The 22,796-nt window shown below is 66.1% G+C and carries 22 protein-coding genes; 1 reads left to right on the forward strand and 21 read right to left on the reverse strand.

What is annotated here, in order from left to right; translation table 11 throughout:
- Positions 1 to 174: 174 nt before the first annotated feature.
- Positions 175 to 2,883, reverse strand: a complete 2,709-nt coding sequence (locus U5709_RS08490; protein ID WP_321971213.1) for a phosphoenolpyruvate carboxylase — start codon at positions 2,881 to 2,883, stop codon at positions 175 to 177.
- Between the two features lie 202 nt (positions 2,884 to 3,085).
- Here U5709_RS08490 and U5709_RS08495 point away from each other — a divergent pair, with 202 nt between their 5' ends.
- Complete coding sequence (locus tag U5709_RS08495) at positions 3,086 to 4,552, forward strand: lipopolysaccharide biosynthesis protein (RefSeq protein ID WP_321971214.1); 1,467 nt, start codon at positions 3,086 to 3,088, stop codon at positions 4,550 to 4,552.
- Between the two features lie 194 nt (positions 4,553 to 4,746).
- Here U5709_RS08495 and crcB read toward each other — a convergent pair whose 3' ends face one another.
- The 20 genes from crcB to U5709_RS08595 form a co-directional block, all read right to left on the reverse strand.
- Positions 4,747 to 5,121, reverse strand: a complete 375-nt coding sequence (crcB, locus tag U5709_RS08500) for a fluoride efflux transporter CrcB (protein ID WP_321973204.1) — start codon at positions 5,119 to 5,121, stop codon at positions 4,747 to 4,749.
- Positions 5,118 to 5,879: a TlyA family RNA methyltransferase gene (locus U5709_RS08505; protein ID WP_321971216.1), complete on the reverse strand. Its 762-nt coding sequence runs from the start codon at positions 5,877 to 5,879 to the stop codon at positions 5,118 to 5,120. The genes crcB and U5709_RS08505 overlap by 4 nt, the downstream gene beginning before the upstream one ends.
- The gene (locus U5709_RS08510) at positions 5,879 to 6,175 is read right to left on the reverse strand and encodes an exodeoxyribonuclease VII small subunit (protein WP_321971217.1); all 297 of its coding nucleotides are present in this window, start codon (positions 6,173 to 6,175) and stop codon (positions 5,879 to 5,881) included. Before U5709_RS08510 ends, U5709_RS08505 begins: the two co-directional genes overlap by 1 nt.
- Positions 6,175 to 6,813, reverse strand: coding sequence for a transcription antitermination factor NusB (nusB, locus tag U5709_RS08515; RefSeq protein ID WP_321971218.1), 639 nt, complete (start codon positions 6,811 to 6,813; stop codon positions 6,175 to 6,177). Before nusB ends, U5709_RS08510 begins: the two co-directional genes overlap by 1 nt.
- A 1-nt stretch (position 6,814) precedes the next feature.
- On the reverse strand, positions 6,815 to 7,177 hold the full coding sequence (locus tag U5709_RS08520; protein WP_321971219.1) for an Asp23/Gls24 family envelope stress response protein: 363 nt from the start codon (positions 7,175 to 7,177) through the stop codon (positions 6,815 to 6,817).
- A gap of 67 nt (positions 7,178 to 7,244) precedes the next feature.
- Positions 7,245 to 7,811, reverse strand: a complete 567-nt coding sequence (efp, locus tag U5709_RS08525; RefSeq protein WP_321971220.1) for an elongation factor P — start codon at positions 7,809 to 7,811, stop codon at positions 7,245 to 7,247.
- Between the two features lie 73 nt (positions 7,812 to 7,884).
- Positions 7,885 to 8,259, reverse strand: coding sequence for a DUF956 family protein (locus U5709_RS08530; RefSeq protein ID WP_321971221.1), 375 nt, complete (start codon positions 8,257 to 8,259; stop codon positions 7,885 to 7,887).
- 101 nt (positions 8,260 to 8,360) lie between these two features.
- The gene (locus tag U5709_RS08535; protein ID WP_321971222.1) at positions 8,361 to 9,281 is read right to left on the reverse strand and encodes a PTS system mannose/fructose/sorbose family transporter subunit IID; all 921 of its coding nucleotides are present in this window, start codon (positions 9,279 to 9,281) and stop codon (positions 8,361 to 8,363) included.
- Between the two features lie 16 nt (positions 9,282 to 9,297).
- Positions 9,298 to 10,113, reverse strand: a complete 816-nt coding sequence (locus U5709_RS08540) for a PTS mannose/fructose/sorbose transporter subunit IIC (protein ID WP_321971223.1) — start codon at positions 10,111 to 10,113, stop codon at positions 9,298 to 9,300.
- A gap of 21 nt (positions 10,114 to 10,134) precedes the next feature.
- The gene (locus U5709_RS08545) at positions 10,135 to 11,130 is read right to left on the reverse strand and encodes a PTS sugar transporter subunit IIB (protein WP_321973205.1); all 996 of its coding nucleotides are present in this window, start codon (positions 11,128 to 11,130) and stop codon (positions 10,135 to 10,137) included.
- A 331-nt stretch (positions 11,131 to 11,461) separates the two neighbouring features.
- Complete coding sequence (locus tag U5709_RS08550; protein WP_321971225.1) at positions 11,462 to 12,586, reverse strand: aminopeptidase P family protein; 1,125 nt, start codon at positions 12,584 to 12,586, stop codon at positions 11,462 to 11,464.
- An 83-nt stretch (positions 12,587 to 12,669) separates the two neighbouring features.
- On the reverse strand, positions 12,670 to 13,854 hold the full coding sequence (locus tag U5709_RS08555; protein WP_321971226.1) for a 3-dehydroquinate synthase: 1,185 nt from the start codon (positions 13,852 to 13,854) through the stop codon (positions 12,670 to 12,672).
- Complete coding sequence (locus U5709_RS08560; RefSeq protein ID WP_321971227.1) at positions 13,851 to 14,399, reverse strand: shikimate kinase; 549 nt, start codon at positions 14,397 to 14,399, stop codon at positions 13,851 to 13,853. Before U5709_RS08560 ends, U5709_RS08555 begins: the two co-directional genes overlap by 4 nt.
- A 115-nt stretch (positions 14,400 to 14,514) precedes the next feature.
- A complete protein-coding gene (locus U5709_RS08565; RefSeq protein ID WP_321971228.1) occupies positions 14,515 to 15,027 on the reverse strand; it encodes a YqeG family HAD IIIA-type phosphatase in 513 nt (170 codons plus the stop codon).
- Positions 15,017 to 16,192: an endolytic transglycosylase MltG gene (mltG, locus tag U5709_RS08570; RefSeq protein ID WP_321973206.1), complete on the reverse strand. Its 1,176-nt coding sequence runs from the start codon at positions 16,190 to 16,192 to the stop codon at positions 15,017 to 15,019. The genes U5709_RS08565 and mltG overlap by 11 nt, the downstream gene beginning before the upstream one ends.
- 668 nt (positions 16,193 to 16,860) lie before the next feature.
- A complete protein-coding gene (ruvX, locus tag U5709_RS08575; RefSeq protein ID WP_321971230.1) occupies positions 16,861 to 17,298 on the reverse strand; it encodes a Holliday junction resolvase RuvX in 438 nt (145 codons plus the stop codon).
- On the reverse strand, positions 17,298 to 19,961 hold the full coding sequence (gene alaS, locus U5709_RS08580) for an alanine--tRNA ligase (RefSeq protein WP_321973207.1): 2,664 nt from the start codon (positions 19,959 to 19,961) through the stop codon (positions 17,298 to 17,300). Before alaS ends, ruvX begins: the two co-directional genes overlap by 1 nt.
- 252 nt (positions 19,962 to 20,213) lie before the next feature.
- Complete coding sequence (locus tag U5709_RS08585; protein ID WP_321971232.1) at positions 20,214 to 21,542, reverse strand: AI-2E family transporter; 1,329 nt, start codon at positions 21,540 to 21,542, stop codon at positions 20,214 to 20,216.
- Positions 21,539 to 22,414: a SigB/SigF/SigG family RNA polymerase sigma factor gene (locus U5709_RS08590; protein ID WP_321973208.1), complete on the reverse strand. Its 876-nt coding sequence runs from the start codon at positions 22,412 to 22,414 to the stop codon at positions 21,539 to 21,541. The genes U5709_RS08585 and U5709_RS08590 overlap by 4 nt, the downstream gene beginning before the upstream one ends.
- Complete coding sequence (locus tag U5709_RS08595; protein WP_321971234.1) at positions 22,401 to 22,787, reverse strand: ATP-binding protein; 387 nt, start codon at positions 22,785 to 22,787, stop codon at positions 22,401 to 22,403. The genes U5709_RS08590 and U5709_RS08595 overlap by 14 nt, the downstream gene beginning before the upstream one ends.
- Positions 22,788 to 22,796: the final 9 nt, after the last annotated feature.

Raw genomic sequence — 22,796 nt, forward strand, 5'->3', positions numbered from 1 at the left:
AGCCCCCGTTCTTGTGCTGTACGGGAGCCTGGAGCGGGTGAATATAACGAAGCCCGCCCCCGCCGCGTTCCTTCTTGGGCGATTTCGCGTCAGCGAGCGAGCCGTGCGAAGCACGGCGAGCGCTGAGCCCAAGAAGGAACGCGGCGGGGGCGGGCCGCACATTATGACCCCCGATCACCCCGTGTTCTGCAGGCCGGCCGCCACGCCGGAAACCGTGCACAGAATCAGGTAGATGAACCGCTCCTTCTCCTCCGGCGTAAGCGTCTCGCCCTTGGTGCGAAGCGTGCGCAGCACGAGCGCCTGCGTGACGGAGAGGACGTTGACGAAGGGCAGGCGCATGCGGATAACGGGCCCGAGGATGCGGCGGTGCTGCAGCGGCCACTCGTCGCCCACGATGGCGAGCACCCACTTGCGGGTGAGCTCCATCTCGCCGATGACCTTCTCGTTCAGGTCCTCGCGCTCGCCCAGGCGCAGGTAGAGTTTGCCGATGCGCTCATCGGTCTTGGAGAGCGACATCTCGATGTTGTCGATGAAGGTGGTGAAGAGCGGCCAGTCCTTGTAGGCGGCCTGCAGCTTCTTGAGGTCGCCGCACTTCTCGCAGGCTGTGCCCAGGCCGTACCACGCAGCCAGGTTGATGCGCGCCTGGCTCCACGAGAAGATCCAGGGAATGGTGCGCAGGTCGTCGAGGCTCTTGGCGCCCAGGCCGCGCTTTGCCGGGCGGCTGCCGATGGGCATGAGGCCGACCTCGGTGAGCGGCGTCACGGTGCTGAACCACTGTGCGAAGTCCTCGGTGTTCAGCAGGTCGAGGTAACGCTCGTGCGAGGCGTCGTCGAGGACCTTCGCGAGGTCCGCGTACTTCTCGGTGGAATCGGTGTTGGTCCACTCCACGGAAGGGGCGGACTGCAGCAGCGTGGCGCCCGCGACGGACTCGACGTGGCGGCGGGCCAGAATCGGGTCGCCGTAGCGCGCGAAGATGACCTCGCCCTGCTCGGTGAGCTTGAAGCGGCAGTTGACGGAGCCCTTGGGCTGGGCGAGGACCGCGCGGTTGGCGGGGCCGCCGCCGCGGCCGACGGCGCCGCCGCGGCCGTGCATGAGGATCAGGTCGATGCCGTTGGCGTCGGCCCACTTGGCGATGTCCTCCTGCGTCTTGTGCAGGGTGAGCGTGGCCGAGGTGGGGCCCGCGTCCTTGGAGGAGTCGGAGTAGCCGAGCATGACCTCGAGTCGGCCGTCGGTCTGCGAGAGGCGACGACGGACCTCGGGGAGCTTGATCATCTCGTCGAGGATGCCCACGGCGCCCTGAAGGTCCTCGAGCTGCTCGAAGAGCGGGATGACGTCGAGCACGGGCACGTCGTCCTCGTGCGCGAAGGCGAGGCGGGCGAGCTCGTAGACGTCGGCCACGTTCTGCGCTGACTTGGTAAAGGAGATGATGTAGCGGCGAGCAGCGTCGACGCCGTTCTTGCGCTGGATCTGGCCGATGGCGCGGAAGGTGTCGAGCACCTCGTGGGTCATCGGGTCGAGCTCTCCCCTCTCGCCCCAGCGACCGTGCTTCTTGATGTCCTCGAGGGCGCGGGCGTGGACGACGGAGTGCTGACGAAACTCCATCTCGACCATGTGGAAGCCGAAAGACTGGGCCTGCCAAATGAGCCTCTGGACGGGTCCGTAAGCGGTGCGGGCGGCGCCGGCCGAGGCCAGCGACTCCTGAACAACGCGCAGGTCGGCGATGTACTCGTCGCAGTCGGCGTACATAACGTCGGAGGTGCGCTCGATGGTGGCGCGCAGGCGCTCGGCGATGACGAGCATGCAGGCGCGGTGGAGCTCCGAGGCCGAGATGCCGATGGCGCGTGTGGTGATCTTCTCGCTCATCTCGCACTGGTGGCTCCAGAGGTTGACGAGCTTCTTGGAGGGCTCGGTGGAGATGCCGTCCATGGTGAGGTTGCGGCCGATGGCGTGGGTGGCGTCGGCCAAGGTCTCCAGCATGTGGACGCGGTACTTCTCGGCCACCTGGCGGCTCACCTTGGCGGTCACGTTCGGGTTGCCGTCGCGGTCCGAGCCGATCCAGCTGCCGGGGTGGAAGAACGCGGGGCAGACGGGCGGCACGGTGCCGGCCTTCTCACCAAGCTGCCAGTCGTCGAAGCGGCGGTAGACCTCCGGCACCATCTCGAACAGGGTGCTGTCGAAGATGTCGATGATGGTGTCGGCCTCCTCGACGGGGGTCGGCTTCTTGTGGGCGATGGGGCTCGTGCGGAAGAGGGCGTCGATCTCCTGGAGCAGGCGCCGCTCGTTCTCGAGCGCGGCGACGCCGCCCAGGCCCTCGTGGGCGTCGAGCAGCTCGGCGATGCGGCGAATCTTGCCCTCGACGGCCTTGCGGCGCGCCTCGGTGGGGTGAGCAGTAAAGACCGGGTGGAACTCGAGGCGGTTGAGCAGGGCGTTCGCCTTGCCGCGGCCGCACTCGTCGACGAGCTGGCTGTAGGCCACGGTGAGGTCGTTGATCGGGTCGGCGGCGGCGTCGACGCTAACCTCGCTCTCGCGCTTGCGCAGCGACTTCACGCGGTAGTTCTCCTCGCAGATGTTGGCGAGGTGGAAAAACGTGACGAACGCGCGCATGAGCAGCGTGGCGCTCTTCTCGTCGAGCTCGGTGATGATGTCGCCCATGTCCTCGAAGGCCTGGTGCTCGGCCTCGGACTCGTCCATGTCGTCGTTCATCGAGATGGCGTCATAGAGCAGGACGTCGAAGATGGCGCGCAGGTCCTGGTCGGACTCCTCGACGACCTTGCGGACGAGGCGCAGAAACAGCGCCATGTTGTTGCGGATCTGCTCGGGGACGTCGACGCCCTGCAGGGCCTCGAGCGCGGCGGTCTCCTCAACGCTGAGCTTCTTGGTCAACGCGTCTCCCTCCGTGGGGCCGCGAGCGCATCGCGGCGTGGTTTGACGATATCTACTTTAAGGAATCATCCGTCCGCCGACAAAATTCTACCGTTCGCGAAACAATGAGTTCACCAATTGCGCTGGACTGATTCCAAGACGGCGCCCGCGCGGGGACTACAATCTTGTCTTGTAAAGCAAATCACAGGGAGGCGACCGGCACATGGCGGACAACCCTACGGGCAACCCTATAAAGAAGCTCGCGCTCAAGGTCGAGGGCAAGCGCGCGAAGGCGATCGCGGCGCCCGCTGGCGGCGAGGCGGCGGGCGGCGGCAAGACGGCCGGCGCGGACAAGGAGCATAAGCCGAGGTTCCTTCGCCGCGTCGTCGAGCAATGGTGGAACCGCCTCATCGGCGCCGTCTTCGGGCACCAGGAGTCCGCGCTCTCCGAGCAGTACCTTGCCCACCAGACCACGCGCGACTATGCGCTGAACACCGCGGGACAGGCCGCATGGGGCGCGCTCTTCCCGCTGCTCACCATGGTGTGCACCTGGGTCGTGGGCGCCGAGCAGGCGGGCCTATTCTCAATGGCCTTCACCATCGGCACGCTGCTGCTGTTCCTCGCGAACTTCGGCACCCGCACCTACCAGGTCTCCGACATCGACGAGATGCAGTCCTTCGCCGACTATCAGGTCCACCGCGTCATCACCTGCGCGGCCATGATCTTCGTCGGGTGGGCCTATTGCCGCGCGCGCGGCTACGCGGAGCCCATGATGAGCATCTGCATGGGCGTCCTCGCCTTCCGCGCCGTCGACGGCATGGCCGACGTCTACGAGGGGCGCCTGCAGCAGAAGGACAAGCTCTACCTCGCCGGCCTCTCGCAGGCGGTGCGCTGCGGCGCGGGCTTCGTCCTCTTCGCGCTCGTGCTCCTCATCACGCGCAACCTCGTATGGGCGAGCTGGGCCATGGCCATCGCCGCTGCAGCGTCGCTCGTCTTCATCTCCGCGCCGCTCGCCATACTCGAGACCGACCGCGGCGAGCGCCCGAAGCTGCGGCGCATCGGCGAGCTCTTCTGCGCATGCTGGCCGCTCTTCGCCGCGCTCTTCCTCTACAACGTGATCGACTCCATGCCCAAGTTCGCCATGGAAGGCGCGCTCTCCTACGACAACCAGCTCTACTACAACGCCATGTACTTCCCGGCGCACACCATCCTCATGATTAGCGCGTTTATCTATAAGCCGCAGCTCGTGCGCCTCGCGCGCATCTGGGACGACCCCGAGAAGCGCCGCCGTTTCGACCTGCTCGTGCTTGCCATGATCGGCGTCATCGCGCTCACCGGGGGCGCCATGGCCCTCTTTATGGGGACGCTCGGCATCCCGCTGCTCAACCTCATGTACGGCCTCGACTTCGAGCAGTTCCGCAGCCTCGTCTTCGTGATGGTGGCCACGGGCGGCCTGTGCGCCTGCATCGATTTCCTCTACCAGATCGTGACGGTGCTGCGCGCGCAGCGCGAGGTCACGCTGTACTACGGCGTCGCGTTCGCGTTCAGCATCCCGGTGAGCATGCTGCTCGTCAACTTCGCCGGCCTCTCGGGTGCCGTCGTGGGCTCGCTCGTGGTCATGGCGATCCTCTTGCTGCTGCTCGTGATGGAGTACCTCAACATCCGTCGCCGCATGGCCAAGGAGGGGTAGGGCAGCAGGCGCGGCAACAGTGCCTGCGATTTGGGGACAGTCCCCTTTTTGCACACAAGCCGACGTTTCAAGCAATTCGCCCAACGATTCGGCGGCGAGCTCGCAGCATCCATGCGTGTGCAGAAAGGGGACTGTCCCCAAACCGCTGCAGAAAGGGGACTGTCCCCAAATCGCAGGCCTGTAACCGAGCAGGTCTATGAGGCGATAACGGCGCCCAAGCGTGTGCCGGCCCACACGGCGAGCAGACACACGGCCACGTTGGCCACGATGTTCGCGGCTGCCCCGGCGACGTTTCCGGACTCGATGAGCGAAAACGTCTCGTTCGAAAACGTGGAGAAGGTGGACAGGCCGCCGCAGAGCCCGACGGTGAGAAGCGCCTTGACCTCGGGCTGCAGGGGCGACGCCGCGTTTGCGCCGCTCACCAGGCCGATAATGAGCCCGGCGAGCACATTAGCCGCGAAGGTCCCGGCCGGGAGCCCGGGCAGAGCCACGCGAAACGCATTGCCGATGCCCCAGCGCCCAAGGCTGCCGAGGGCGCCCCCGAGGGCGACCGCCAAAGCTTCCATCATCTCTTGCCCCCAATAAAGCCGCAGTTCCCGCGATGCCCCAGCATGAGGTACTCGACGTTGCCCTTCGCCCCGTGGATCGGGCTCTCGCAGACGCCGGCCACGTTAAGGCCGCCAGCTACGAACGCCTCGCGCACGCGCTCGACGGCTGCGTTGCGCACCGCCTGGTCGCGCACGACGCCGCCCTCCCCCACGTCCTCTCGCGCGGCCTCAAACTGGGGCTTTACCAGCGTAAGGAACGCGCCGTCGACACGAAGAAGCTCGAGAACCGCCGGCAACACCGTGGTGACCGACGTAAAGGACACGTCGCAGACAGCCAGCTCGAAGGCGCCCGTGCCTACGATGCCCGGCACATCCACGATGTTTGTGCGCTCAAGCAACCGCACCCGCGCGTCCTGCCGCAGGCCCCAGTCGAACTGCGCGTAGCCCACATCGACCGAGGTCACGGCCGCGGCGCCCCGGCGCAGCAAACAATCGGTGAAGCCGCCCGTGGAGCAGCCGACGTCCACGCAGCGAAGCCCCGCGGGGTCCACGCCGAAGTGGTCGAGACCGCGCTCGAGCTTGAGGCCGCCGCGGCTCACAAAGGCGCGCTGGCCCTTGACGTGGAGCGGCAGGCCCGCGGCCACGCGCTCCCCTGCCGACGTCAGGCGGTGGTCAGAAGTCGAGACCTCGCCCGCCATGATGGCGCGCAAGGCCTCGTCCTTGTTCGCGAAGAATCCCTGCTCGACGAGCTCCTCGTCGAGGCGGCGCCTCTTCGTCACTATGCGTTTTCCTGCTCGGCGAAGGACGGATCGACGGCGTCCTGGGCGGCCACGTCGCCCTCCCCCTCGGCGCCCTTCTTGGCGGCCTCGTCCTCGAGCTGCGCGGCCTCCTCGGACGTGAAGTCCATGGTATCGACCATGTCGACGGCCTTGGAGCCGAGCGCGATGGCCTCGTCGAAGAGGTCGAGTGAGCGCTCGAGCGAGACGTCCTTGTCGCGAACCGCCGAGACGATGGCGTCGAGCCGCTCGGTGATCTGCGGGAACGTCTGGTACTGCGACGTGTCGACGCGGGCCATTACCAGTCTTCCTCGTCGTCGTAATCGACGGTGCCGGGGCCCTCGACGTACCAGATGCCGCCGGTGAGGTCGTCCAGCATGTCGGAGCCGAACACGTAGGGCTCGGCCTCCTCCTCGGGCTCCTCCCAGACGTCGTTCTTGCCGCCCTCGAGGGCGTACTGGACGTCGGCCGAGGTCTCGCCGCGCTCGGCCAGGGCATCATGCGCCTTGGCCACGACGTCGATGCCGGCCTCCATGTCGTCGGCCACGCGGCCAAGAAGACCGTTGACGAAGCGCGCGGTCTCGTCGGTGCCGTAGGCCTTGGAGAGCTCGACGACCTCGTTGATGGCGACGGGGATGTCGACCTCGGGCACGTAGATCATCTCGTAGAGCGAGAGGCGCAGGAGATTGCGGTCCACCGCCGGCATGCGGTTGATGGACCACGACTCGGACCTCGTGGCGATAATGGCGTCCAGGTCGTGGCGCACGCCGTCGCAGCCAAGGGCGAGCTCGCGGCCGAACTCGCGCAAGGGGCCGTTGTCGAGGGCGTACTCGCCGTCGAGGACCTCAGCCACGGTACGGCCGGCGGCCTCGGCTTGGAACATGAGCTGCAGCGCTTGGCTGCGGGCGCGGGTACGCCCACCGAATCGATACGCCACGCTACTCCTTCGGGAAGACGAGGCTGTCGATGCAGATGTCCACGGCAGACGCCTCGACACCGATCTGCTCGCGGACGGCCTCGGCCACAGCGGCGCGTACGTCGGCGGCGAGCTTGGTGAAGGGATAGCCGTAGAAGACGGCGAGGTGCACGGTGACGTGCAGCGCGTCGTTCTCCACAAAGGACTCGACGGCGACCTCGGGCGAGACCGTGCGGCTGGTGAAGACCGAGATCAAGCTCGACGCGATGTCGTTGCCGCCCACGGACGCGACGCCCTCGACGCGCTTGGCGGCGATGGTCACGATGGTGGAGACAACGCTCTTTGAGATGCCGATACCAGAGACGGAAAGCTCGCTCTCTGCCATGGATACCCCCTCGTTAGATTGGCCGCCCCGTGTGCGCGGGGCGGCTTCGGCTCGTTATAAAGAAGAACTAGACGCGGGAGACGAACTTGCCCTCGCGGGTGTCGACCTTGATCATCTCGCCCTGGTTGAGGTACAGCGGGACCTGCACGACGGCGCCGGTCTCGATGGTGGCGGGCTTGGAGCCGCCCTGGACGGTGTCGCCCTTGAAGCCAGGGTCGGTCTCGGTGATCTCGACCTCGATGAACATCGGGGGCTGGACGGTGAGGAGGTCCTCATCGGCGTACATGAGCAGGCAGGTGTCGTTCTCCTTGAGCCACTTGGCGTTGTCGCCGATGAAGTCCACGGGCACGGGGATCTGGTCGTAGGTCTCCATGTCCATGAAGTAGTAGTGGTCGCCGTCGTTGTAGAGATACTGCATCTCCTTGGTGGTGAGCATGACGGAGTCGAACTTGGTGCCGGCGTTGCAGGTCTGGTCGCCGATGACGCGGCCGGAGCGGAGATCCTTGATCTTGTAACGGACGAAGGCGCCGCCCTTACCGGGCTTGACGTGCTGGAACTCGACGAGGGTGTAGATCTTATCCTTGATCTTGAGGCCCATGCCGTTCTTGAACTCGGCGGTGCTGATCTGCTGCATCGAATGACTCTCTTTCGTCTTGGCCGCTACCGGCCCCTTGCATACAACCTCGAAAGTATAACACCTGCGCGGACTAGCGGCCCAAATGCAACAAACCCCGCACACCTGCGCCGAGGACCTTGGCCAAGCTCGGGCTTTTCTGCAAGCGATCGTCGCTCACGTGCGCGCGCATCGCGCGCAGGGCGGCCTTGTTGTCGCGGGTGCTGAAGGAGAAATGCGAGCCCTCGGTGGTAAAGACGGCGAAGCGCGAGATCTTCTTGCCGGGCAGGACCTCGGCCGCTACGTAGTCAACCTTATCCCAGGGAATCTGAATATAGTCCTCGACGTTGCGCTCGTTGTAGTACTCGAACGCCTTGTCGCCGAGCATGATGTCTCCGCGGGAAGTGAGGCCGTTGAGCGAGCTGGCCTTGGCCGAGTACTCGACTTTGGTGTTCTGGGACTGAGCCATAGGTGCGCTCCTATTCGCGGGTGTTTCCTGCTTACAAAGAACGGGCCGCACCCGCGTCGGGGTACGGCCCGCTAGCGCGTAACGTGGGTTACGCGAGCATCTTACATGAAACCGACGACGCGGCCGATGATGCCCACGGCGAAGAGCGCGAGGATGATGGCGATCGGGCTCACGTTCTTCTTGAGGAGCTTGCAGCACAGCAGGGTGAGGAGCACGGCGGCAAAGCCCGGGATGAGCGAGTCGAGGTTGCTCTGGAGCGTGGTGACCTTGTTCACATCGAGCGCGGTGGCGCCGATGGAGCTATACATGGTCAGCGCCTCCTTGATGCCCTGGGCGCCCGCGGACAGCGAGTTCCAGTCGATGTAGGCGCCCTCGGACTGCGCGACGGTGGAGACAACCGGGGTGAAGGAGATGGACACCCAGCGCTCGACCAGCGAGCCGATGATGAACATGCCGAGGATGGAAGCACCCTCGGTGACCTTGCCCATCAGGCCGCCGGAAAGGTCCTTGGCGATGGAGGAGCCCACCTTGTAGCCGAATTCCTGGGTGTACCAGAGGAAGGCGACGCGGATGACGTTCCACAGCACGAAGAAGAGGATCGGGCCGAGGATGTTGCCGGAAAGGGCGAGGCTGGCGCCCAGGGCACCCAGGATCGGGCGCAGGGTGTACCAGAAGACCGGGTCGCCGACACCGGCGAGCGGGCCCATCATGCCGACCTTGACGCCCTGGATGGCGACGTCGTCGACGGCAGCACCGTTGGCGCGCTCCTCCTCAAGGGCGAGGGTAACGCCGATGACAGGGGCGGAAACGTACGGGTGGGTGTTGTAGAACTCGAGGTGGCGCTTCAGGGCCGCCTTCTGGTCCTCGGGATCGCTGTAGAGCTTCTTGATCGCGGGGATCATCGAGTAGCACCAGCCGCCGTTCTGCATGCGCTCGTAGTTCCAAGAGCCCTGGAGGAACTGGTGGCGGAAGCAAACCGCCTGACGGTCGGACTTGGAAAGCGTGATCTTGTTGTCTGCCATTCGAATCACTCCCTTCCTACTCGTAATCGTTCAGGATGTCGCCGAGCGGGTCGCCCGAGCCGCCGCCCGAGCCGCCGCCCTGCTTGGCCATGTCCTTAAGGCCGAGGTAGATAAGGGCGAGCGAGATGCCGATGGCGCCGAGGGCAATCAGCGTGAGGTCGGAGATGGCGGCGAGGACGAAGCCGAGGATGAAGAACGGCCAGACCTCCTTGGTGGCCATCATGTTGATGACCATGGCGTAGCCGACCGCGGCGACCATGCCGCCGCCGACGGCCATACCGCCGGAAAGCCATTCGGGCATAGCGTTGAGCGCGGCCGTCACGGCGTCGGACGGGATGAAGCAGAGCAGCGTCGCGGGGACGGCGATACGGATGCCCTGCATGAAGATGGCGATGTACTGCCAGCGCTCGATGGCGCCGAAGTCGCCCTTCTCGGCGGCGCCGTCCATGATGTGGGCGATGCCGGTGGCGAGCGTGCGGCAGATCATCGTGAGGAAGAGGCCGGCGACGGACAGCGGCACGGCCACCGCAATGGCGGTGTTGATCGAGGTGGTGGAGTCGGTGCCGCCGTTGAGGCCGAGGACCATCAGAATGGCCGAGGCCACGGAGGCGAGCGCCGCGTCAGGGGCGACGGCCGCGCCGATGTTGGCCCAGCCGAGCGCCATGAGCTGCAGCGAGCCGCCCAGCATGATGCCCTCGGTGAGGTGACCGGAAACAAGGCCGATCAGGGTGCAGGCCACCAGGGGCTGGTGGAACTCGAACTCGTCGAGGATGCCCTCCATGCCAGCAAAGAAGGCGACGACGATGATGAGCAGAATCGTGATTGGGTTCATGACCCATCCTCCTTACGTGTGTTACTTGGCCTCGGCGAGCGCGGCCTTGGCGGCGTTAACGAGCTCGTCGTAGCTCTGGGCCTTGTCGGCCGGGACCTTCTGTGCGGTGATGGTGAGGCCCGCGTCATGAAGGGCCTCGACGCACTCGAGGTCGGCCTCGTCCATGGCGATGGCGTTGGTCACGACGACCTTGCCCACGGAGTGAGCCATGGAGCCGATGTTGACCTGCTTGATGTCCGCGCCGCCCTGAATGGCCTGGAGCAGGTCCTGGGGCTTCTCGAACAGCAGCATTGCCTTGGTGGCGCCGAAGCGCGGGTCCTTAAAGACCTCGATCATCTTGGAGATGGGGACGACGTTGGCCGGAACTCCCGGAGGTGCCGCCTGCTCGATCATGGTCTTGCGAAGCTGATCGTGCGCGACGCCGTCGGAGACGACGATGATGCGGTCGGGTGCGACCGACTTGGTGATGGCCGTGGCGACCTGGCCGTGGAGAAGGCGCGTGTCGATGCGGACGTGCGCGATCTTGATGTGGCCGTCGCCGAGGACGGTGCCCTCGGGGATGGCGCCCTGCGGGGCAGGGGCCGCGGCGGCCGCGGGCGCGGCCTCGGCGGGGACCAGGGAATCCGGCTTGATGCAGACGCCTGCCTTGGCCTCCGGGTAAATGGCCTTGGCGACCTCGGCGGCCGTGTCGACCCCCATACGCTCGCCGTAGGCGGAGATGACCATCGGCAGGTTCATACCGCCGACGGCGACCCAGTTCTCGTGCCCCGGCTCGTCGAGCAGAAGCGAGATCTGGTTCCAAGGCGTGCCGCCCTGGAGATCGACCAGGAAGAGGACCTGGTCCTTCTCCTCGAAGCTCTCAACGGTCTCGAGGATCTTTGCCCTGAGGTCATCAGGCCCCATCTCGGGCATGAGCGTCACGGCTTCGACGTCCTGCTGAGGGCCGAAAATCATCTGGCCGGACATCTTGATGCCCTCGGAAAAAGTTCCGTGACTGGCTAGAACAATGCTAACCACCGCTTACCTCCCTTTCCTTTCTCTAACACTTCCTTACACCCCTTGAGCTGCATAAATACGGGAGCTATCATAATTTCTGCGCTTCCTCTACACAACTTCTTCATGGACTATAAGACATCAGCCTTACAGATGCAAGAGTTCGGAAGATTTTGGGAAAAACCGGCAACGCTGATTAAATAATTGCGCGATTTCGCGCGAATGGCAGCGCCGCACAAAGGTACCCGCCCGCGTTTCTCGCAGGCTGGTGCCTATTTTCTAGCGACGAGCATCACATGCGGGCGCCCACGGGCCAGGGCTACGTGACAAGGGGCCTCGCGGCTTTATGGACCCCTTAGCAGTCGATGCAGACGAGGTCGTGGGTCGACTCGGTGAAGGGCACGTAGCCCTCGGCGGTCATGATGCCGAAGTCCTCGAGGCGCACACCGAAATTGCCGGGCAGGTAGATGCCGGGCTCGATGGTGACGACGGATCCTTCGGGCACCTCGCGCTCCCAGCGGCGGCCGAAGTTCGGGTTCTCGTGGATCTCGATGCCCACGCCGTGGCCGAGGCCGTGCTTGAAGTAGTCGCCGTACCCGGCGTCGGCGATGACCTTGCAGGCCAGGTTGTGGATGTCGGCGCCGATGCAGCCGGGCTTGGCGGCGGCGGCGCAGGCCTCGTGGGCCTGGCGCACGATGTCGTACACGCGGCGCTGCTCCTCGGAGGGCTCGCCCATGCAGACGGTGCGGGTCATGTCGGAGTGGTAGTCGTGGTAGCCCGCGCCGTAGTCCATGACGATCATGTCGCCCTTCTTGACGACGTACTCGCCGGGCTGGGCATGCGGATTCGCGCCGTTGGGGCCGGCGGCGATGATGGTACCGAAGCTGAGGGCGTCGGCGCCGTGAGAAAGCATGTAGTTCTCGAGCTCGACGCGGATCTGCTGCTCGGTCATGCCGACCTTGATGAATCCGCAGATGTGCTCGAAGGCCGCGTCGGTGATCTTCTGCGCGTGGCGCATGAGCTTGACCTCCTCGGCGTCCTTGACCATGCGCAGGTCGCAGATGTCGCCGTGCAGGCGCGGGGTCATGCAGGCTATCGAGGCGTGGGCGCACTCCTCCCCGAACGCATCGAAGAAGGCGAGGTCGCAGGTGTCCTCGACGGCAACGACACGCGAGCGGGTCTCGAGCGCGCGGGCGGCGGCCCAGGCGGCAGGCTGCACGACCTGTTCGTCGATGGCCCAGGCGGTGTCGGAGCCCAGGCGCTCGAGGAACGTGTTCGCGTAGCGGGAGTCGGTGTGGAGCCACTGGCCGTCGGCGGTGATAAAGGCCGTGTGCGCGACCTCGTCGTCGAAGACGCGCTCAGCGCCGGTGAGCCAACGCAGGTCGGGGTTGTTGCGCAAGATCACGGCATCGTAGCCGCGCTCCTCCATGAGCTCACGGAGACGGGTCACGCGGCCGGCGCAGGCTGCTGCATCTGCCATAGTACGTACTTCCTTTCTTCTGTGCCCGCAAGAACGGCGCCGGCGAGCCCCCTGCACGGCGCCGCCGCTCGGGCTCTTTTAGGCTATCGGGCGGCGCACCAGGCACCGATGTGCTCGCAGAGCATATCGGTGTCCACGGCGGCAAGGCGCACGCGGCCCAGGGCGCGCGGCAGGTTGAGGACGAAGCGGTTGGAGCGCGAGAACCGCTCGGACTTGATGGCCTCGACGAGAGCGTCGGCGCCCACGGGGCAAGAGACGGTGCCCAGGCCCAGGCGCTCGAGCAGGTCGTCCTGGGTGAACATGTCGTCGATGGGGAGTTCCTCGCGGGCAACTGAGAGGCGCGCCGAGATGCGCAGCGCATCGGCCATGAGCGTGGACTCCGGCACGTCGGCGGGCACGACGCTGCGAAGCGCGCGGCGGATCGTCTGGCCGTACTCGACGGACTGGCGGATGGCGACGGAGGTCGAGGACGCGACCTTGCCCATGCTGCGGACACAATCGGTCACGGCGTCAACAAGGGTCGCGGGGTCGTCCGCGGCAATAAGGTCGGCGGCGTCCCACAGGGTACCGAAGGACTTCTCACAGTCGACCATGGCCGCGGCGACCATGTGGGCGCGGCCGAGCAGGCGGTTCTCGGCAGAGCTCGCGGGGAGAAGCAGGTTGAGGTCGCACACCTCGAAGCGGGCCGAGCCGTCATAGGCGACCATGCGAGGGGCACCCGGCACGTCGAGCGGACGCGGGCATACCCCGCAGGTGAGGGCCGAGGCGAGGTCGCAAGGGACGGCGGCGAACATGACCTGGCCGCACCAATGAGCGCAGGCCGCGGCGCAAAGCGAGAGCGCGCAGCCGTCGCCCACGCCGACCACGAAGTCGTCCGCGGTGATGCCCGCCTGCGCGAAGGCGGCGTAGAGGTCGGTCAGCGCCGAGAAGGAGCGGGCGGCATCGGCCTCGGGAAGGTCGATCTTCTTGACGAGGAAGCCCTTGTCGGTGAGGCTGCGGCGCAGCGTCTCGACGGCGTCAGCGGAGGCCGAGGGGGTCGAGGCGAGAACCGCCTCGCGCGGGCGGCCTATGGCCGAGGCGAAGTCGGAGGCGATGTTCTGCAAAAGGCCAGCGCCCACGCGCAGGTCGAGCGACGTGCCGCGCAGGGTGACCCACTGGCGACGGCGCGGCAGCTCGGGGCCGGGTTCTGGATCCATCCGCGCGGCCTCGGTCTCGGCGCCCGGCTCAGGAGCGGCCGCGCCTTTCTCTTCGGTCAGCTCTTCACTCATAGCAGGCCTTTCTCCCAGAGCAGCTGGCCGCTCTCGAGCGCCACCTGCTCAAAGGACTTGTTTCGGATGTCGATGCGGATGTCGGCGCTCGCCTCGTAGAGCGGGCGGCGGTGGCAATAAAGCTCCTCGGCCTGCCGCGCGTCGCCGAGATCGGGGCGCCTCACGGTGTTCTTTATCTGGCGCATAGAGTCCGCGAGATCGCCGTCGAGGTAGACGACGATGCCCATCTGGTGCATGAGCTCGATGTTGCGCTGGCACTCGACGATGCCGCCGCCGCAGCTCACGAGCAGGGACTTCTTTGCGAAGAGCGTCGAGAGGCCGCGCGTCTCGGCTGCGCGGAAAGCGTCCTCGCCGTCCTCCGCAAAGACGCGGGCGATTGGCTTTCCGAGCAGGCGCTCGGCGATGCGATCGGTGTCCACGTTCGGGCGATGGAATAAAGAGCCGAGGTTACGGGCGAGCGTCGACTTGCCCGCGCCGAGAAATCCGACGAAGAAGATGTGGTCACACCCCTCGTGAACGACGTACCTCGAATCGTTTGGAACCACGAAAACCCCCAGAAGAATCAGTTAATCGTCCTGATTCTACACGTTGGGCGACGCGCGCGGGATTGTGCGGAGCCAACTGTTGGCGGGGGTGTAACGCCACGCGCGAGCGCGGCCCCTATTCCCCCTCGAACTTCTTGCCCCGCAGGGCCAGGTGCTCGAAGATGCGGAAGATGTGCGTGTACCAGAGATCGCGGCGGCACTGCGGGCGCACGAGGATGGTGCGGGCGCCGGCGAGGTTGCCCGCGAGCACATCGGTGAAGACTTGGTCGCCCACCATGACGGTGCGCTCAGGAACCTCCCCCATCATGCGCATGGCCCGCTCGAGCGCGAAAGGAGCGGGCTTCATGGCATGGTCGACGGCGTCGCAACGAAGCTCGGCGGCCGACGCCCTCACCTGGTCGGTGTGGAAGTTGTTCGAGACGAGGCAGACCATGATGCCCGCGGCCCGAATGTCGTCGAGCCACGCGAGCACCGCGGCCGGGGCCTTCCTCGTGTCGCGGGGCACGCAAGTGTTGTCGCGGTCTATGAGCATCAGCGAGATGCCCGCGTCCAGAAGCGATGCCGGCTCAATGAGCTCGACCGCGGCGACGTAGCGCGTGGCTGCGGCCGAAAGGCGCCTACTGGGCATCTCGGATGGCCTGCTGGTGCTCTTCGTAGGTCTTGCTGAACTTGTACTGGACGTTGCCGTCGGCGTCGTTCCAGAAGTAGAAGTAGAAGTCGCCCTCTTCGAGCGCGGTCTGGTCAGGCGAGCAGACAGCCTGCAGCGCCGTCAGTCCGGGGCAGCAAATCGGCGTAGGCGGCAGGCCTTGGTGCGTATAGGTGCTGTAGGGGTCGCTCTCGTCATGGACCTCCTCGGCCGTCGGGTCGTGGCCCACGGTGTAGGCGGTCGTCGCGTCGGACTGCAGGTAGCCGTTGTTAGGCTCGTCGAAGTTGCCCAGGCGGTTGTAGAAAACGGCCGCGACCTGCGGGCCGGTGCTCTGCGTGGACTCCTTCTCGACGATAGAGGCGAGGTTGACCATCTCAGCGACGGAAAGGCCACGGCTCTCGGGGTAGCTCAGGTCGAGCGTCGCGAGCTCGGTCGAGAACTGGGTGAGCATGGTGCGGATAATGCCGTCAGCCGTGGCCCCCTCGCTGAAAGAATACGTCTTGGGGAAGAGGAAGCCCTCGAGCGAATCGGTATCGGAGGCGCCCTCGAGGAAGAAGTACTCCGATTTGTAGTTGGAGACGACGGCCTGGGCCGTGAACTCGTCCGCGGAGATGCCGTAGGTCTGCTCGACGAGGGCAGCGATGCGCTTGACGGTGTATCCCTCGGGGATGGTGATGGAGATGCCGCTGGGGTTCGGGCCCGCGGTGAGCTGATCGATGAGGACAGTCAGGTCGTTGCCGATGGTGATCTGGTAATCGCCGCTCTTGAGGGACGAACCGGCGTTGAGGCGGCTCACCTGGGTAAGAAACTCGCTCTTGTTCGCGATGACCTTCGCGTCGTAGAGCACCTGGGCCACGGAAGAGGCGTCGGAGCCCTCTGGGATGGTGACCGAGACGGTCTGGCCCGCCTCAATGGTCTGGGTATCGGACGTTGAGGAGGAGATGGCGGGGACGACCACAAGGATGATGGCGAACAGCACGGTGACGCCGGCCACGATGCCGCCGATGATAGAGCCGAGGCCGCCGTGCTTCTCTGTATGCTCGCTGCGGACGTTGCGGTTACCGGCTCGGCGCGTGGCGCGGGCAGCGGCGCCCGACATGCGGTTGGTGGTGAGGACGCTGCCGTTGCGGGCGGTGACCCTGCTCACGGCCGAGGACATACCGACGGCGCGGGGCTGCGAGACCTGGGGCTGCGCGACCTGGGCCGCAACCGCCTGAGGTTGCGCTGCCTGATCAGCCTGGGGTTGCGCCTCCTGGGCCGCAACCGCCTGAGGTTGCGCTGCCTGATCAGCCTGGGGTTGCGCCTCCTGGGCCGCAACCGCCTGAGGTTGCGCTGCCTGATCAGCCTGGGGTTGCGCCTCCTGGGCCGCAACCGCCTGAGGTTGCGCTGCCTGATCAGCCTGGGGTTGCGCCTCCTGGGCCGCAACCGCCTGAGGTTGCGCTGCCTGATCAGCCTGGGGTTGCGCCTCCTGGGCCGCAACCGCCTGAGGTTGCGCTGCCTGATCAGCCTGGGGTTGCGCCTCCTGGGCCGCAACCGCCTGAGGTTGCGCTGCCTGATCAGCCTGGGGTTGCGCCTCCTGGGCCGCAACCGCCTGAGGTTGCGCTGCCTGATCAGCCTGGGGTTGCGCCTCCTGGGCCGCAACCGCCTGAGGTTGCGCTGTCTGATCAGCCTGGGGCTGTGCGGGCTGCTGGCCAGAATCGGACGAATCGAGGCGACCGGAAGAGGAGGCCTGCGAGGACTCCGAGGCAGACGAGCTGGACGCAGGCGTCGAGAAATGAGCCGAGCGGCTCGGTGGCTGCTGGTAGTTTGAAGTGGTCATGAGCGGGCTTTCTTGTCGGTGGCGTCAACGCGTGAGTCGAGCCAGGATTGCAAAAAGAGCGAGGCGGCAACCATATCTACCTTGCCACGCATAGAGCGTTCGTTCAAACCTTGTTCCCGTAGAATACGCTTTGCCTCGGCAGAGCTCAGGCGCTCATCAACAAACTCAAGGGGAAGTTCACAGGCACGGGCGATACTTTGCGCCTGCGCCATGATGCGCTCGGCCTGCGGCCCGTCCTCACCCGCCATGGTCTTGGGGCGACCACAGATGAGGAAATCCGGCTCCCAGTCCTCGAGCACGTGGCGAAACGTGACGGCGTGCGAGAGGACCTCGGAGGCGGGAAGCACGCAGACAGGCGAGGCCACGCGCCCGGCGGGGTCGCTCACCGCGATCCCGACGCGGACCTCACCGATGTCGAGCGCGAGGGCGCGCACTAGAGGCCAAGCTCCTTCTTGGCGGCCTCCAGGGCGGCGTCGATGCCGGAGACGTCGGAGCCGCCGGCCTGGGCCATGTTGGGACGGCCGCCTCCGCGGCCGCCGACGAGGCCGGCGATGTTCTTGACGATGTCGCCGGCAGCAAAGCCTGAGGCCACGGCCGCGTCGGTGCCGCCCGCGAGAAGGGCGACCTTGCCGTCGGGGGTGGCAGAGGCGATCACGCAGGCCACGGGCTCGCCCTTGGCGGCGTCGCGGATGCCGTCCCAGGCCGAGCGCATGTCCTTGCCGGAAAGGCCATCGAGACGGGCGATGACCACCTTGTAGCCGTCGAGCTGCACGGCCTTCTCGAAGGCGTCGGCAACCTGGTTGGAGCCGGCGCCGGTCGTGGCGGCCTCGAGCCTCTTCTTGGTGTCGCGCAGCTCGGCGGCAAGGCTCGCCACGCGCTCGGCGGCGTCGGCCGGGCGGCACTTGAGCTCGCGGGCAACGCCGGAAAGAAGCTCGAGCTGCTCGTCCAGGTGCTCGATGGCGCCCATTGAGGTCACGGCCTCGATGCGGCGGGCGTTGGAGCCCACGGAGCTCTCGGAGACGATCTTGAACAGGCCGAGGTCGGCGGTGTTGCGGGCGTGGGTGCCGCCGCAGAGCTCGCGGGAGAACGGGGCATCGGAGTCGCCCGTGGAGACCACGCGCACGACGTCGCCGTACTTCTCGCCGAAGAGGGCAATGGCGCCGGAGGCCTTGGCCTCGTCGATGCCCATCACGCGGGTGACAATAGCCTCGGCAGCAAAGATCTCCGCGTTGACGAGGCCCTCGACGCGGGAGAGCTCATCTGCCGTCATGGCCTCGAAGTGGGTGAAGTCGAAGCGCAGGCGCGAGGGGGTCACAAGGGAGCCCGCCTGGGAGACGTGCTCGCCCAGGACCTGCTTGAGGGCAGCGTCCAGAAGGTGTGTGGCGGTGTGGTTGCGGCGAATGAGCTCGCGGCGGCCGTGGTCAACGGTGGCAGACACCACGTCGCCGACGTTGAGCTCGCCCTGCTCGACCTCGCCCACGTGGGCGTAGAGGCCGTTTTTGCCCTTAGTGTCGCTCACGCGGACGCGGGCGCCAGAGGCGCTCACCAGATAGCCGGTGTCGCCGCACTGGCCGCCCATCTCGGCGTAGAACGGGGTCTTGGAGAGGACCACGGAGACCTCGTCGCCGGCCTTGGCAGAGCTAGCCTCGGCCTCACCGCAGACGATGGCCACGATCTCGCAGCCCTCGGCCGCGTCCTCGTCGTAGCCGCAGAACTCGGTGGCGGCCAGCTTGTCGGAAAGGGCGGTCCAGACGTCGTTGAAGGTGCCCCAGGCGTCGCGGTTGGCGGCGGCGCGGGCGCGCTCCTTCTGCTCGGTCATGCAGGCGTCAAAGCCCTCCATGTCCACGTCGTGGCCGGCGGCCTCGCAGATCTCGCGGGTGAGGTCGATCGGGAAGCCGTAGGTGTCGTGCAGCTTGAAGGCCACGCCGCCGGGAAGCGTGGCGCCCTGGCCAAGCTTTGCGCACTCGCCCTCGAGCATGGTCTCGCCGGCGTCCAAGGTGGCGCCGAAGCGCTCCTCCTCTGCGCGGACGATGCCCTGGATGAGGGCGTTCTGCTCGACGAGCGCGGGATAGTTGCCGCCCATGAGGCGCGTGACCTCGTCGACGTAGTTGGAAAGGAACGGGCTCTGGATGCCCATGAGACGGGCGTGATAGACCGCGCGGCGAAGCAGACGACGCAGGATGTAGCCGCGGCCCTCGTTGCCAGGCAGGATGCCGTCGCCGATCATGAACGTGACGGCGCGGGAGTGGTCGGCCAGGATGCGCAGGCTGCGATCCTTGGCGGCGTCGGTGCCGTAGGTGTGGCCGGAGAGCTTCTCGCCCACGCCGATGAGGGACTGCAGCAGGTCGCCATCGTAGTTCGTGCCCTTGTGCTGCATGATGGCGGCGATGCGCTCGAGGCCCATGCCGGTGTCGATGTTGCGGTGCGGCAGCTCCGGCATGGAGCCGTCCTCCTGGCGGTCGTACTGCGTGAACACGAGGTTCCAGAACTCCAGGAAGCGGTCGCAGTCGCAGCCGGGGGCGCAGTCAGGCTTGCCGCAGCCGTACTCCTCGCCCTGGTCGAAGTAGATCTCGGAGCAGGGGCCGCAGGGGCCGGTGGGGCCGGCGGCCCAGAAGTTGTCGTCCTCGCCGAGGCGGGAGATGTGCTCGTAGGCCACTCCCTGGGCATGCCACAGCTCGATGGCCTCGTCGTCGTCCTCAAAGACGGTCATGTAGAGGCGATCGACCGGAAGGCCCAGGTGCTCCTGGCCGGTGATGAACTCGAAGGCCCAGGCGATGGCGTCGGCCTTGGAGTAGCCGCCGAAGGAGAAGTTGCCCAGCATCTCGAAGAACGAAAGGTGGCGAGCATCGCCGATGTTGTCGATGTCATTGGTGCGCAGGCACTTCTGGCAAGAGCAAGCGCCAATCTCTTTCATGGTCTTGGAGCCCTGGTAGTACTCCTTGAACTGGTTCATGCCGGCGTTGGCAAGAAGCAGCGAGGGGTCGTCGGGGACAAGCGAGGAGGACGCGCACAGCTTGCAGCCCTTGGACTCGAAGAACTTGAGGAAGTCCTCGCGGATCTCGGCGGTTGTCATGGTCTTGTAGTCGGCAGTGCTCATATATCTCCCCTGCTTCGGGCGTGCTGGCTTCACATACATAAAATTTAGTATAACGCGCAGGGCGCAGGGCGCAAAACGCACACACGCGAAGGGGATAGCCTGCTATTTGGGGACAGTCCCCTTTTTGCACACGAATAAGGGCCGCGAGCTCATCGCCGAACCTTTGGGCGAATTGCTTGAAACGACGGTTCGTGTGTAAAAAGGGGACTGTCCCCAAATAGCAGGCGTCCCTCAAGCCGCAGGCGAAAAAACCTATTCCTCGCCCTCGGTAACCTCGTCTTCGAACAAGGCGTCAAGAGCGCGGCCCTCAACAATCTCGCGGTCCTCGGCCGAAAGCGCCTCGCGCAGGCGCGACCCCTCGAAGAACGTGGCGTCGTCCAGCGCGTCAAGCTCGGGAAGAGGCGAGCCGTCGGGAGCCTTATAAGCGGTGCCGCGGAACAGCGCGCCATCTGGCGACACGACCTGGCGGCCCGTGCGGGTCTCGAAGAAGTACACAAACGTGCCGCGCAGCGCAGCCGTGAGCGGAATCGCGAGGACCATGCCGACGGCGCCGTCAATGCAACCGCCCACGATGATGCCCACGAGGCTGAGCGCCGGGTGAATCTGAACCGCTCGCTGCATGACGAGCGGCGAGAGCACGTTGTCAGCCACGTTCTGCGCGATCATGGCGACGACGAGCGCCGCGATGGCCACAGCCGGGCTCACGAAGAGGCCGAGGAGCACGGCGAGGATAGCCGAGATGGCCGGGCCGATCACGGGCACGAAGTGCATGATGAAGGTGAGGGCGCCGAGAAGGCCGGCGTAGGGGTGTCCGACGACGGCGAGGCCCGCGGCGACCATGAGGCCGTCGGCGACCGAGGTGATGAGCGTGCCGTACATGTAGCCGCCCGTCGAGCGGGAGAGTACGGCGAGAAGCAGCATGACGTCGCGGCTGTGGCGCGGCCCCACGATCTTGGCGAGCTCGCGGGCCATGAGCGGGTAGTCCTTCGTCACCCAGTACGCGAGGACAAGGCCCAGAAAAACCGTGGTGAAGGACTCGGCCATATCGGCGAGGTTGGTCATGAGGCCGCTCGAGACCTGGCGGGCCGCCTCGGAGGCGAGCGAGGTGCCCGTGCTGGAGAGCGTCGCGAGCACCGACTCAATCGCGCTCTTCACGTCGGTGTCGGCAGACTCGCCGTAGGTCGCCCAGAACGTCGCGAAGGCCTTCTGAGCCTGCTCGAAGTAGGCCGGAACGTTGCGCAAAAGCACGGTGAACTGCTCGAGGAGCGGCCCGCCAACGACGGCAAGCAGTGCGCAGAGGCCGAGGAGCAGCACGACGAGCGAGATGAGCGCCGCGACGCCGCGCGGAACGTGCGCATTCTCGAGACGGTTCGTAAGCGGGCTGCAGATAAAGCCCGCCACGGCGCCGACGAGCACCAGCTTGATGGCCTGGTCGACGAAGCCGAGGGCACCCACCACGAGCCACGCGGCGATAAAGACGCCGACGACGGTCCAGACGGCGAGCATGCGGGGCCGCCAACGCAAGATCCTCTCCTCGCGGCTGCTGGCCTCGGCTTCCGAGTCCTCGTGCCTGTCGATCATTGGGCCGACCTCTCGGGATCGATTTTTTGCTGGAGGCGCTTGAGCGCGCGGCGGAGCATGCGCGAGACCTGCACCTGCGAGATGCCGAGCTTCTCGGCGATCTCGACCTGTGTGAGGCCCTCGATGTAGCGCATGCGGATCGCTTGCTGATCGACCTCAGGGAACTCGGCGATGGCGTCTGTGAGGACCATGCGGTCGTCGGAGGCGGCGAGGTCCGCGTCCACGCTCGCGTAGCGGTCGATGACGGAGGGCACCTCGTCGTCCTCGGACGAGCCGCCCGTCTCGAGCGGCACGGAGCTGTAGGCGGAAGAAGACTCCATCGCCTCAAGCACCTCGTCGGCGCTCGTGCCGAGGTGAGCAGCGATCTCGTCGATCGTCGGCGTGCGCTGCAGCTCGCGGGTCAGCTCGTCGGTAGCGGTGTTCACCTTGGCGGAGAGCTCCTGCAGGCGGCGCGGCACGCGCACCGTCCAGCCCTTGTCGCGGAAGTGACGCTTGATCTCGCCCATGATGGTGGGCGTGGCATAGGTCGTGAACTCGAGACCGCGCTCCACATCGAAGCGGTCGATGGCCTTGATGAGGCCGACCGTACCGACCTGGATGAGGTCGTCGAGAGGCTCGCCGCGGTTCTTGAACTTGGAGGCGATGTAGCGCACGAGGTTGAGGTGGCTCACGATGAGCTGCTCGCGCGCCTCCTCGTCGCCGTCGTGCTTGTAGCGGCGGAAAAGCTCGCGGGTGCGCTCCTTGTCCCAGGCGGGCTTACCCTTGGACGAGCGTCGCAGACCGCGCCTGGCGGCACTTGCCGCCGCACGCTGCTCGGCGCGCTCGGCCGCGCTCGGGCGCTGCTCCTCGGGATGAGGCTTAGTGCTCGTCATGGGCACCGCCCGTTCGGAGCGTCAGCACAAGGAAGCTGCCCGATTCGTCGTCGGCGACGCCGAAATCCTCGCATATGGCGGCCAGAAGGGCCTCGACGAGGTCGAGGGAATCGTCGCCCGCCGCCTCGAGGTCTTCGCCCAAGGAATAGACGATCTCAAGGGTGCCGTCGCCGAACGCGATGCCGCACTCGACGCTCGCCTGACCGGTGGCGCACGCGTAGACGAAGCCTTCCTCCGCCGCCATGCGGACGTCCTCGACGTCCTCGAGCGAGAGATCGGCCACGGCGGCCGCGGAGGCGGCGCACATGCGGACGACGCGAGCGAACTCGGGCGCGGCGGGAACGGTAAGGCTGATGGGCTCGGCACAGGTCATGGCGTCTCC

Source organism: Paratractidigestivibacter sp., assembly GCF_963660155.1.
GTDB lineage: Bacteria > Actinomycetota > Coriobacteriia > Coriobacteriales > Atopobiaceae > Paratractidigestivibacter.

Bases quoted from the DNA above. Each gene is read 5' to 3' on its own strand.
- efp (WP_321971220.1), bottom strand. From the start codon at position 7,811: ATGCAGCAGATCAGCACCGCCGAGTTCAAGAACGGCATGGGCCTCAAG.
- U5709_RS08535 (WP_321971222.1), bottom strand. From the start codon at position 9,281: ATGGCAGACAACAAGATCACGCTTTCCAAGTCCGACCGTCAGGCGGTT.
- U5709_RS08530 (WP_321971221.1), bottom strand. From the start codon at position 8,259: ATGGCTCAGTCCCAGAACACCAAAGTCGAGTACTCGGCCAAGGCCAGC.
- U5709_RS08590 (WP_321973208.1), bottom strand. From the start codon at position 22,414: ATGACGAGCACTAAGCCTCATCCCGAGGAGCAGCGCCCGAGCGCGGCC.
- U5709_RS08510 (WP_321971217.1), bottom strand. From the start codon at position 6,175: ATGGCCCGCGTCGACACGTCGCAGTACCAGACGTTCCCGCAGATCACC.
- U5709_RS08520 (WP_321971219.1), bottom strand. From the start codon at position 7,177: ATGGCAGAGAGCGAGCTTTCCGTCTCTGGTATCGGCATCTCAAAGAGC.
- U5709_RS08540 (WP_321971223.1), bottom strand. From the start codon at position 10,113: ATGAACCCAATCACGATTCTGCTCATCATCGTCGTCGCCTTCTTTGCT.
- alaS (WP_321973207.1), bottom strand. From the start codon at position 19,961: ATGAGCACTGCCGACTACAAGACCATGACAACCGCCGAGATCCGCGAG.
- U5709_RS08550 (WP_321971225.1), bottom strand. From the start codon at position 12,586: ATGGCAGATGCAGCAGCCTGCGCCGGCCGCGTGACCCGTCTCCGTGAG.
- crcB (WP_321973204.1), bottom strand. From the start codon at position 5,121: ATGATGGAAGCTTTGGCGGTCGCCCTCGGGGGCGCCCTCGGCAGCCTT.
- U5709_RS08565 (WP_321971228.1), bottom strand. From the start codon at position 15,027: ATGCCCAGTAGGCGCCTTTCGGCCGCAGCCACGCGCTACGTCGCCGCG.
- U5709_RS08595 (WP_321971234.1), bottom strand. From the start codon at position 22,787: ATGACCTGTGCCGAGCCCATCAGCCTTACCGTTCCCGCCGCGCCCGAG.
- U5709_RS08585 (WP_321971232.1), bottom strand. From the start codon at position 21,542: ATGATCGACAGGCACGAGGACTCGGAAGCCGAGGCCAGCAGCCGCGAG.
- U5709_RS08495 (WP_321971214.1), top strand. From the start codon at position 3,086: ATGGCGGACAACCCTACGGGCAACCCTATAAAGAAGCTCGCGCTCAAG.
- U5709_RS08555 (WP_321971226.1), bottom strand. From the start codon at position 13,854: ATGAGTGAAGAGCTGACCGAAGAGAAAGGCGCGGCCGCTCCTGAGCCG.